Genomic DNA, 11,384 nt, shown 5'->3' on the forward strand with positions numbered 1-11,384 from the left:
AAATTGAGGTGGTTTTTTACTTTCGCAAGAGGTCTATTTCATTTATATTTTTTTAAGCACATAAAATCATAACAACTTTAATAGTTTTAAAAGATTAATATTAAATAAAATTTTTGTCATCTCAGCATAGACTATATATTTCGAGAAGATCTCAAAATTACATTTTTGTCATTTTTAAAAATAATTAATTAATAGTGATAAAATTTTTAAGAGAGACAGAGAATAACCAAAAATTTCATCAGTTTAGTAGTCAAATTCCTAGACTCTGTTCAGTACTAAAACATAGCTTTTACTTCCAAATTATTTAAAGGAAAAAATTATGATGAAATTCAAAAACATTTTTTTGGGCTTATGTATCGCAGCCGCGTCATTGAATACATTTGCACAGCAATCCGATGAACACAAAGATCACCACCCTGAAAAAACAGCACCATCTGCAGTAACAATTAAGCAAACAGTTACCAGCACCACTGCTACAGATAAAATGGCTGCAATGGATCAACACATGAAGGCGATGCAAGCCATGCATGAGAAGATGATGGCTGCAAAAACCCCACAAGAACGTCAGAAACTTATGGCTGAGCACATGAAACTCATGCAAGGAGGTATGAGTATGATGAAACAGATGGGCAGCCAAAGCATGAATGCAAATATGGCTGACCGTCAGCAGATGATGGAAAAACGTATGGACATGATGCAATCCATGATGCAGATGATGATGGACTGTATGCCTCCGTCAGCAACTAAATAGTTACCCATGAATTAGGGGAAAAGCACCATGAATCACCAACACCAAGAAAATAATTCAGTACCTAACTTCTGGTCTACACGTTATGCCATTGGTCTAATCGTGCTGGGTGGTATCGCAGCTTATTTTCTATTAACGGAACATTTAGCCCACGTTATCGGTGCTTTGCCTTATTTATTCCTTTTAGCGTGTCCACTGATGCATATTTTTATGCATGGTGGTCATGGGCATAACCACTCGCAGCAAAAAAAATCCGATATATCTGATAACAAAAAATAGCTCTTATCAGGAGATCCATCATGAATCATGCGGAATCGGCTTATGGTTTATGGACGCTGGTTATCATTAACTCAGCAGTTTTTATCATGTTCGCTTTCAGTTTTTTTAGACCTTCCACTGCGCGCGATTGGCGTACATTTGGGGCCTTTTCGGCTTTTATCACTGCTCTATTTGTCGAAATGTATGGTTTTCCTTTAACCATTTACCTGTTATCTGGTTGGCTTCAAACTCGCTTCCCTCAACTTGACTTACTTTCTCATAATGCAGGTCACTTGTGATCAACGCTATTAGGTGAAAAAGGTGATCCACATTTTGGCATTTTGCATATCGCCAGTTACGTTTTCTTGGGCTATGGATTTTACCTGTTATCAACGTCATGGCACGTGCTGTACAACGCGCAAGGTCAGCATTCTTTAGCGATCACAGGCCCTTATGCACGTATACGTCACCCACAATACGTGGCTTTTGTGATGATCTTGCTGGGTTTTTTATTGCAATGGCCAACTTTACTGACACTGATTATGTTTCCAATCCTACTCTTAATGTACAGCCGCTTGGTAATTAAGGAAGATGCTGAAATGAGTAAACAGTTTGGCGCTGTCTATGACAGCTATGCTCAACAGACTCCGAGATTTATTCCAAAATTCGGCCATAAAACCACTTTTCCATAAGAGAATTATTTATGTCAGATCAAAAAAATCATAACCAGGACCATATGGCACAGGCTACAACAGACGTACTGAAAGACCCAGTCTGTGGTATGACCGTCACTGAAGAATCGAAATACCATGAGGAATTTAAGGGGAAAACTTACTTTTTTTGCAGTGATAAATGTCAATCAAAGTTTCATAGCAGCCCGGTGCAATATATCGCTAAACCCGCAACGACGACTGCCGATGCACATACACAGCATCATCAGACTGTTCAACACGTTAATGCGGCAAGCACAACAGGTACGACCATCTATACATGCCCAATGCATCCAGAAATCAGGCAAGATCATCCTGGAAACTGTCCTAAATGCGGAATGACACTGGAGCCACTCATTCCTGAATTAGAGGAAGATGAGAATCCGGAGTTACGTGATTTCCGCCGACGCTTCTGGTGGACACTGCCATTGACCATCATCGTGACTTTTTTGGCGATGTTTGGTCATCAAATGAACCTGTTCAATATGGCTGTTCAGAGCTGGATTGAACTGGTGTTGTCACTCCCAATTGTACTTTGGGCAGGTTGGCCATTTTTTTCCCGGGGTTGGCAATCGGTTGTGAATCGCAGCCCGAACATGTGGACGCTGATTGGTTTGGGCACTGGAGCTGCATTTATTTATAGTGTGGTCGCAACCATTGCACCGCAAATCTTCCCAGACTCATTTATTTCCATGGGTCGTGTCGCTGTTTACTTTGAAGCTTCAGCGGTCATCATTTCATTGACCCTACTGGGACAAATATTGGAGTTAAAAGCACGTTCGCAAACTTCTGCTGCAATTAAGTTACTCCTTGGGCTCGCTCCTAAAACAGCTCGTCGAATCCTGCCTGATGGAACTGAAGAAGATGTTCCTCTAACGCATGTCCATGTAGGAGATTTACTCAGAATTCGCCCAGGTGAAAAAGTGCCTGTGGATGGTGTAATCACTGAAGGAAGTAGTTCAGTGGATGAATCGATGCTGACAGGTGAACCTTTACCTATCACTAAACGTATCGGCGATAAAGTCATTGGAGCTACCCTGAATACCAATGGTTCATTGATCATGCGTTCAGAGAAAATTGGTTCAAGTACCATGTTATCCCAGATCGTACAGATGGTGGCGCAAGCTCAACGATCGAGAGCACCAATGCAACGTATGGCTGATCAGGTAGCAGGTTGGTTCGTCATGGCTGTAGTGATCATTGCCTTGCTTACCTTCTTTGGATGGGGACTATTCGGCCCAGAAGAATCAAGCTGGGTTTATGCATTAATCAATGCTGTGGCAGTACTCATTATTGCCTGTCCTTGTGCACTAGGCTTGGCAACTCCAATGTCTATCATGGTTGCGACGGGTCAAGGTGCTACTCATGGTGTGCTGTTCCGTGATGCAGCAGCCATTGAGAATCTACGCAAGATTGACACACTAATCATCGATAAAACAGGTACGTTAACTGAAGGACGCCCTGTATTCGATCGTGTAGTTGCCGCATCAGGTTTTGACGAATCTGAAGTATTACGTTTAGCCGCCAGTCTTGATCAAGGCAGTGAACACCCGCTAGCCGAAGCGATTGTAAACGCAGCACACGAACGTGGCCTGTCTCTTGAAACACCAGATAATTTTGAATCAGGCTCAGGGATTGGTGTTCGAGGTCAAGTGGGCGATCGTCAGTTAGCTTTGGGCAACACAGCACTGATGGAGCAATTAGGTATCTCGGTACAATCTCTGATTCCGCAAGCCGAAGAGCTGCGTTCAGAAGGTGCAAGTGTGATGCATCTAGCCATCAATGGTGAATTGGCCGGCCTGCTTGCAGTATCCGATCCCATCAAAAAAAGTACCCCTGAAGCACTTGCCACCCTGAAGGAAGCTGGACTACGTATCGTGATGGCAACAGGAGATGGTCTCACCACTGCCCGTTCAGTCGCAGCACGTCTAGGCATTGATGAGGTACATGGCGAAGTCAAACCCGCAGATAAACTAGAACTGGTCAGCAAATTGCAGAAGGAAGGTCGCATCGTGGCTATGGCTGGTGATGGCATCAATGATGCACCAGCCTTGGCTAAAGCTGATGTCGGTATCGCTATGGGAACCGGGACTGATGTTGCAATGAATAGTGCCCAAGTTACGCTGGTCAAGGGAGATTTACGAGGGATTGCTGTTGCCCGTTCACTTTCGGAAGCTACTGTCGGCAACATGAAACAGAACCTCATGTTTGCTTTCCTTTACAATGCTTTGGGTATCCCTATCGCGGCTGGCGTACTATATCCATTTACCGGTTGGTTGTTGTCACCGATGATTGCCGCCTTGGCTATGAGTTTGAGTTCAGCTTCAGTCATCACCAATGCCCTTCGCCTGCGAAATAAAAAGTTATGATAGAGAGTTCTTTTCTTCCACCAGATGTACCAGGTCTTATTGCAGCACTTGCCATCGGCCTGCTCATTGGTTTAGAACGAGGATGGCACGATCGTGAATTGCCCGAGGGCAGCCGAGTAGCAGGCCTACGTACCTTCACATTGACAGGATTGCTCGGAGGAGTGCTCGGTCATTTACAACCAAACTTCGGGCCTTGGCCGCTGGTCGCGGCCGTATTAGGGCTTTCCTTATTATTAACAGTGTCCTACGCGCGTACCGCAAAACTTTCCGGTAATCTAAGCGCTACCACGACGATCGCGATGCTGTTGACATTAGTTTTAGGTGCATATGCATCCCATGGTAATGTTACTTTAGCATTAACCGCGGCTGTAATCGTCGCTGTATTTTTGGATCTCAAGCCAACCTTACACGGTTGGCTACGCTTGATAGAGCATCGTGAATTAACCGCATCCCTGCAGTTGCTGGTACTTTCTGTCGTTATATTACCCTACTTACCCAATACGGGTCTGGGACCTTTTGCTGCATTAAATCCTTACCAGTTATGGTGGGCAGTGATCCTGATTGCCGGACTCTCTCTGGCAGGTCATTTTGCCATGCGGCTTACCGGTTCAGAAAGAGGCATATTCTGGACAGGTCTATTGGGTGGTTTGGCATCTTCTACAGCTGCAACTGTCGCACTGGCACGCTATACACGCCAGCACCCCGTCATGGTCAGTGCTGCTATTTCTGGAACATTGGCTGCCTGTGGCATCATGTTTTTTCGTATGGTTGTGCTGATAGGCGTCATTGAGCCAGCATTGCTAAGCACTTTTGGTGGTGCAATGATGATTGCGGGAATCCTTCTGCTGGGTATGGCATTGTGGAGACAACGCCAAATTACCAGCGCTGAAAACAACGATCGAACAATAGAAGCAATGGCTCCCTTTGATCTTGAGACAGCATTCAGCTTCGCTGCTTTCCTGGCTGTCATGGCAGTCTTGGTCCCGGCAGCAAAACAATGGTTGGGCACCAGCGGCATCTTCGTATTATCGACTATTTCTGGGCTAGCAGACGTAGATGCTATTTTAGTCTCACTTGCCCGCCTGCATAGTACTGAAGGCTTAACAACAAATGTGGCTGCTGTCGCGCTAGGGCTGGCCACACTGAGCAACATGTTAAGCAAAGCGACAATTGCATGGATGACAGGGGGGGCACAGTTTGGCCGAGCTATCATATTTGGCTACACAATTGCCATGATAGGTGCTGGCGTAGCTCTGGCTCTCAGTTTGAGCTTTATGTAAGGTCAACTCGGGTAAATGGAAGAGGTTCAAAAAATGAGTTAAAATGATTCCCCTTGCATGGATTCACTTTGAAAAACAATGGTAAAAATGATTCGACCATTGAGGGATTCAGCCTGGATGGTCGCCCCAAGCATATCAAGAATAGATTTTGTTATGGCAAGCCCTAAGCCGGTTCCTTCTTCTGTTCTTTGTCTAGACGCATCTGTTCGATAAAAACGATCAAATAACCTGGATAGTTGTTCAGGAGAGAGTTCAGGGCCTTCATTTTCAATTGAAAATATTGTGTTATCTAAATTCTGTTGAAGTTTTATCTGTATTGTAGAATTCTTGTTTCCATATTTAACTGCATTAGACAATAGGTTGCTGAGTGCGCGACGTAACATAGCAGGATCACCTTTTACATTGCCAGATCCTGTTTGTTGAAGTGTCATATTTTTTTCGGCAGCTAGAGCGTCATAGAAATCAAATAAAGCGGTAACTTCTTTAATGAGGTCAATATTCTGTAAGTTCTGTAAATTTAAGTCATGTTCTGCTTTTGCCAAGAAAAGCATATCGGACACCATTCGAGCCAAACGTTCAAATTCTTCTAAATTAGAAAATAGTACTTCTTGATAGGTACTGGTATCTCGTTTACGGGCAAGACATACTTGAGTTTGGGTCATTAAATTATTAATCGGTGTTCTAATTTCATGCGCTAAATCAGATGAAAAATCGGAAAGTTTTTCTAAAGCTGACTCTAGTCTGTCCAGCATAGCATTGAAGGCAATTGCTAATGATTTTAGTTCTGTTGGTGTATGCTCAACTTCTAAACGTTCTGAAAGATGTTGAGCAGAAATTCCTTGTGCGACCTTAGCCATTTTTTGCACTGGTCTTAAACCTCTCCAGGTTGCAAACCAACCTAAAAACATTAAACAAATTGTACCAGCCAAACCAATATACAAAAGTTGACGCTTAAAATCTTTTAGAAAATGTAGATGTTCTGATGTATCGATCCCCACAATAATTCGTACAGATTGTATTTCAGAATTTCTATTTATACCTGTAGTGTAGATCATGCCACGATAGGTCTTATTTTGAACTTGCCATTTAATCCATGAATTATTTGCTGACTTGATTAAATTTTGAGTATTAATGATTGAGGATGCTGAACTAAATAAAACTTTACCTGTCGGTCGTTCTATTTGGACCATAAGATCATGGTGTCCAACTAACGCATCTCTTAAATAAAGATCAAGTTCTGGAGAATTTTTAGGATGCTGTTGGAGAAGATTCTGAATAAGCTGGATTTTACCTTCTAATTGGGTACGATCTTGCGTTTCAAAATGATGCATCACTAATTTATGGATGAAAAACCCCATCATAATGAGAATGCATATAGTCGATAATGAGAAAATAATACCAATACGAAAACTGATAGATTTGAATAATTTATTATTCATCTTCTACCTCTAATACATACCCCATTCCTCGAATATTCTGAATTAACTTAGGGGTAAAATTACTATCTACTTTATTTCTTAATCGTTTAATAGCGACTTCAACTACATTTGTATCACTATCAAAGTTCATATCCCAAATTTGAGATGCAATAAGTGCTCTTGGTAGAATTTCACCTCTTCTACGCATAAAAAGCTCCATAAGCGCAAATTCTTTAGCCGTCAGATCAATGCGTTGACCTGCTCGTGTTACCCGACGTTTTCTCAAATCGAGTTCTAAATCAGCAATCTTAATAATATTATTATCTTCTCTTTGTTGCCCTCGTCTAAGGAGAGTTTTGATTCGAGCAAGAAGCTCTGCAAAAGCAAAAGGCTTAACTAAATAATCATCAGCGCCTAGCTCTAATCCTTTTACTCGATCTTCGATTTGATCTCGGGCGGTAAGAAAAAGAATGGGCATTGTTTTACCGCTGCTACGAATATCATTGATAATATTCCAACCATTTAGTCCAGGTAACATCACGTCTAAAATAATTAAGTCATACTCTTCAGAAAGAGCTTGATGTTTACCCGTTAACCCATCTGTAACCCAGTCCGTAATATAGCCAGCTTCGGATAAACCTTGCTTGAGATAATCACCAGTTTTTTGTTCATCTTCAACTAATAGTATTCTCATCTCAGAATCCTAAGTTATTCATTAAAACTATAATAACGTTATAAAACATCTGATCGAGATAGATTACAAAAATGTCATTTTCAAGTCACTTAGATGTTCAGTGCTTCACTTTATTGTAGTAGCAAGAAATTAACTTTTAGAGAAACTTATGAAAACTGTAGTGCGTCGTAGTCTAACAATTTTAATGTGTGCTGGAACTTTAATTGCTGGTACTCAATCTTGGGCAAAAGATGTATCAACCTCAAGTGCCACTAAAACGGTAAAAGCACAGGAACCTTGTACAAAACCTTGTAAAATGGAAAAAGATGACAAGACTCAGCAAGATCATAGCCAACATCAGTCTCCTAACTCATCTGACATGTCAAAAATGGATCATGCTATGATGAATATGGACCATTCTAAAATGGATCATTCAAAGATGAATATGCCTAGTAGCAATAAATAATTTTATAAATAGCGAGAAAGAAGTATTAAAGTTTATACTAAATATTTGCTTTATTACTTCAATCTTGACCTTTCTAAAGGTGAGATAGAATGTCAAAAAAGTTAAGTCATATACTCTTAATTGGAGTTGGTTTATTTTCATCAACTTGGGTAATGGCGGCAGTTAAAGAATATGATTTAACAATCGCTGAACAAACTGTAAATATCACAGGAAAACCAGTTGAGAGAATTACTGTAAATGGTAAATTCGTTGCACCACTTCTTGAATTTGAAGAAGGTGATGAGGCCGTTATCCGTGTTCACAATAAGTTAAAAAATCAGGACTCTTCAATCCATTGGCATGGCTTATTATTACCTGGAATTATGGATGGTGTACCTGGATTTAACAAATTTAATGGCATTGCCCCTAATACAACTTATGAATATAAGTTTAAAGTCCGCCAAAATGGTACTTATTGGTATCATTCACATAGTAAAGGACAAGAACAAGACGGTTTATATGGTGCTTTTGTTATTTATCCTAAAGATAAAACTCCACTAACAGCTGCTGAAAAAACCGATAAAGATTACGTTGTTTTGCTTTCTGATTTTCATAATTCAACAAGTGATCAAATTATGAAAAATCTTAAAAAAGAAGCAGATTACTATCAGAACCGTCGCGAAACAGTATTCGATGTATTAAAACAAGTTAAACGTGATGGATTAAAGGCAACTTGGCAAGACCGCTCTATGTGGAATCAGATGCGGATGTTGAAAACAGATATGTCCGATGTGACTGGTTATACATTTTTAATGAATGGCAAAACACCTCAGCAAAACTGGACCGGTAACTTCAAAGCTGGTGAAAAAGTTCGCCTTCGTTTTATTAATGCTTCCGCTATGTCATTCTTTGATGTACGCATTCCAAACCTAAAAATGACTGTAGTCAGTGCTGATGGTCAACCTGTAAAGCCGGTTCCTGTAGATGAGTTCCGTATTGGTACTGCTGAAACCTATGATGTCATTGTGGAACCAAAACAAGCACATTACCAAATTGAAGCTGAATCTATTGATCGTACCGGTTTTTCAGTGGGAACATTACATGAAGAAAGCAGCCCAGCAGTCAAACAAATTGAGATGCCTAAATCTCGCCCTCGTGCTTTATTAACTATGGAAGATATGGGGATGAGCCATGACATGTCATCTATGAAAGATATGAATCACGATATGTCTTCTATGAAAGGTATGGATCATGATATGTCTTCTATGAAAGGCATGAATCACGATATGTCTTCTATGAAAGGTATGGATCATGATATGTCTTCAATGAAAGATATGAATCATGATATGTCTTCTATGAAAGGCATGAATCACGATATGTCTTCTATGAAAGGTATGGATCATGATATGTCTTCTATGAAAGGTATGGATCATGATATGCCGATGAATAGCGCTACTGTTAAGGCGGCTTCAGACAAGAATGATAATACCGTATTTGGATGGGCAAATGCTTCAACACCTGAAGGTAATAAAGCATTGCAATATAGTGATTTGCAATCGTTAGATCCTCAAAAAGACACTCGTGCAGCTGAACGTGAAATAGAGATCCGTCTTGGTGGAAACATGGAGCGTTATATTTGGACAATAAATGGTAAAAAATTTAATGAAGCCGACCCACTAGTGGTGAAGTATGGTGAACGTATTCGCTTAAAATTTGTCAATGACAGTATGATGGCTCACCCAATGCACTTACATGGCATGTTTATGCAGCTTGAGAATGGTCAGGATCCAAGCAATATGCCAAACAAACATACGGTAAATGTTCCACCTGGGAAAACGATAACCACTCTACTCACAGCTGATGAGTTAGGTGAGTGGGCTATTCATTGTCACCTGCTTTACCATATGAGTGCAGGAATGATGAATAAACTCATTGTAGCTCAAGTGGAAGATGGTAATTCTACAAAGACTGTTCCTCAGTCCCAAGTAAATGAGAAGGGAGTAAATCCACATGCAAATCACTAATAATTTGTTTTCAAAAACAACTTTGATGATTGCGCTATTTGGATTATCAAATCTAACGTTCGCTAAAAATGAAACTCCTGTACAAGAAAGTAATATTACAAATGGTATGAGAGTCTTATTACAGGAGTCTGGTGGCTTAAGATATAGCCCCCAAGAATTGTATCCAGAATATTATTCAATGGAAAATGCAAATGGGGGAGATAATATTATTCTGACCGCAAGAAAGAGATCAGCCCCATCTCATGATGATCATCTTAAAGAACATGGCGGACAAATTTATCAAGCAACAAAACTTGAAAATGCATGGATAGTTGATGAAGATGGTAAGGGTAAGCTAGGAACAAAGCTTGAAACTTTGATTGGAACAGATGAAAATCGTCTATTTATTGAAGCCAATTCGGAAAAGTCAGAAAGTAATGATCCAGAATATGCTGTATCAGCACTTTATAGCCGTAACGTAGCCCCATTTTGGGATGTACAAGCTGGGGTAAGATATAGTGAAGATAAAAATAACAGCAGCAGCGATCGAGTGGATGGGGTTATTGGTATATTAGGTCTAGCTCCTTATTTCTTTGAAACACAAGCATATCTTTATGGCGGTGAGAATAATTTTTGGGGAGCAAGTTTTGAATTAGAACGTGATTTGCTTTTAACTCAGAAACTTATTACTCAACCTTATATCGAAGCAGATGTAATATTTAGCGATGATTCTAACTATGCTGCAAAATCAGGTTTATCAGAACTAAAAACTGGTATCAAAACCCGATATGAGATTACTAAGCGAATTAAACCTTTCATTGATGTTGCTTACCAATATGAAAAAGGACAGAAAGCCACTTCTATGCAAGAGGCAACAGAGTCTGAAAAGGGATGGAAATATGGTGCAGGCATCGAATTAGTTTTTTAAAATAGTATGATTTGGATTGTATTAGTTCAGACTTGATCGTACATGCCAACGAGTTTAAAGATGGCCCCGACAATTTCCATGTCGATGTCAACGCGTTTATTCCACGTTTGGTTTGGATGACACCAAAACAAATTGCAGGCGGTCAATTGGGCTTCTATGCCGCACAGCCCTTGGTGGATGTGCGTTTAGATATTGGGGGGATGTTAGATTCCAATAGTGGTCTGGGCGATCTGATGATCGGTACCATGCTGGGCTGGCATAAAGGCAATCATCATAGTATTGCAGCCTTGGAAGGGGTTTTGGCGACTGGTGATTATGAAGATGCCCATCCACAGCGTCCTGTAATTGCTAATTTGGGCAAGAATTATCATACCATTCGCCCAATTTTTGCCTATTCCTATTTGCAGCCAAAAGGCTGGGAGTTTTCCACTAAACTGTCTTATAGCTTTAATACGGAAAATGACGATACCCATTATCAATCTGGTGAGTATTTTGCAGGGGATTATAGTGTGGGTTATCAGTTGAATGATCAGCTAAAATTGGCACTAGAAG

At 40.6% G+C, this 11,384-nt stretch carries 10 protein-coding genes and 1 pseudogene; 9 read left to right on the top strand and 2 right to left on the bottom strand.

The window, feature by feature from the left end; all coding sequences use genetic code 11:
• The first annotated feature begins 319 nt into the window (after positions 1 to 319).
• From CL42_RS14165 to CL42_RS14185, 5 genes and pseudogenes are all read left to right on the top strand, one after another.
• Entirely contained in the window at positions 320 to 751 is a 432-nt protein-coding gene (locus tag CL42_RS14165) for a hypothetical protein (protein ID WP_004695737.1), read from the top strand.
• Between the two features lie 27 nt (positions 752 to 778).
• Positions 779 to 1,027 (top strand): DUF2933 domain-containing protein, encoded by a 249-nt coding sequence (locus tag CL42_RS14170; RefSeq protein ID WP_004695740.1) that lies wholly within the window; start codon positions 779 to 781, stop codon positions 1,025 to 1,027.
• Between the two features lie 20 nt (positions 1,028 to 1,047).
• Positions 1,048 to 1,698, top strand: a pseudogene (locus CL42_RS14175) (methyltransferase family protein).
• A gap of 11 nt (positions 1,699 to 1,709) precedes the next feature.
• Positions 1,710 to 4,085, top strand: a complete 2,376-nt coding sequence (locus CL42_RS14180) for a heavy metal translocating P-type ATPase (protein WP_035269981.1) — start codon at positions 1,710 to 1,712, stop codon at positions 4,083 to 4,085.
• A complete protein-coding gene (locus CL42_RS14185; RefSeq protein WP_035269985.1) occupies positions 4,082 to 5,365 on the top strand; it encodes an MgtC/SapB family protein in 1,284 nt (427 codons plus the stop codon). The genes CL42_RS14180 and CL42_RS14185 overlap by 4 nt, the downstream gene beginning before the upstream one ends.
• 38 nt (positions 5,366 to 5,403) lie before the next feature.
• Here the strand turns inward: CL42_RS14185 and CL42_RS14190 are convergent, their stop codons facing one another.
• Positions 5,404 to 6,804 carry a heavy metal sensor histidine kinase gene (locus CL42_RS14190; protein ID WP_035269987.1) on the bottom strand — a complete coding sequence of 467 codons (1,401 nt, stop codon included), beginning with the start codon at positions 6,802 to 6,804 and terminating at the stop codon, positions 5,404 to 5,406.
• Positions 6,797 to 7,477, bottom strand: a complete 681-nt coding sequence (locus CL42_RS14195) for a heavy metal response regulator transcription factor (protein ID WP_004679347.1) — start codon at positions 7,475 to 7,477, stop codon at positions 6,797 to 6,799. Before CL42_RS14195 ends, CL42_RS14190 begins: the two co-directional genes overlap by 8 nt.
• A gap of 148 nt (positions 7,478 to 7,625) precedes the next feature.
• Here CL42_RS14195 and CL42_RS14200 point away from each other — a divergent pair, with 148 nt between their 5' ends.
• The 4 genes from CL42_RS14200 to CL42_RS14215 form a co-directional block, all read left to right on the top strand.
• Positions 7,626 to 7,922 (top strand): hypothetical protein, encoded by a 297-nt coding sequence (locus tag CL42_RS14200; RefSeq protein WP_005021637.1) that lies wholly within the window; start codon positions 7,626 to 7,628, stop codon positions 7,920 to 7,922.
• Positions 7,923 to 8,011: 89 nt separating this feature from the next.
• Positions 8,012 to 9,925 carry a copper resistance system multicopper oxidase gene (locus CL42_RS14205; protein WP_035269993.1) on the top strand — a complete coding sequence of 638 codons (1,914 nt, stop codon included), beginning with the start codon at positions 8,012 to 8,014 and terminating at the stop codon, positions 9,923 to 9,925.
• Positions 9,912 to 10,832: a copper resistance protein B gene (locus CL42_RS14210; RefSeq protein WP_035269996.1), complete on the top strand. Its 921-nt coding sequence runs from the start codon at positions 9,912 to 9,914 to the stop codon at positions 10,830 to 10,832. The genes CL42_RS14205 and CL42_RS14210 overlap by 14 nt, the downstream gene beginning before the upstream one ends.
• A gap of 11 nt (positions 10,833 to 10,843) precedes the next feature.
• A partial coding sequence (locus CL42_RS14215) for a SphA family protein (RefSeq protein WP_171076804.1) occupies positions 10,844 to 11,384 on the top strand: 541 nt, incomplete at its 3' end.

Source organism: Acinetobacter sp. Ver3 (assembly GCF_000632455.1).
Taxonomy (GTDB): Bacteria; Pseudomonadota; Gammaproteobacteria; order Pseudomonadales; family Moraxellaceae; genus Acinetobacter.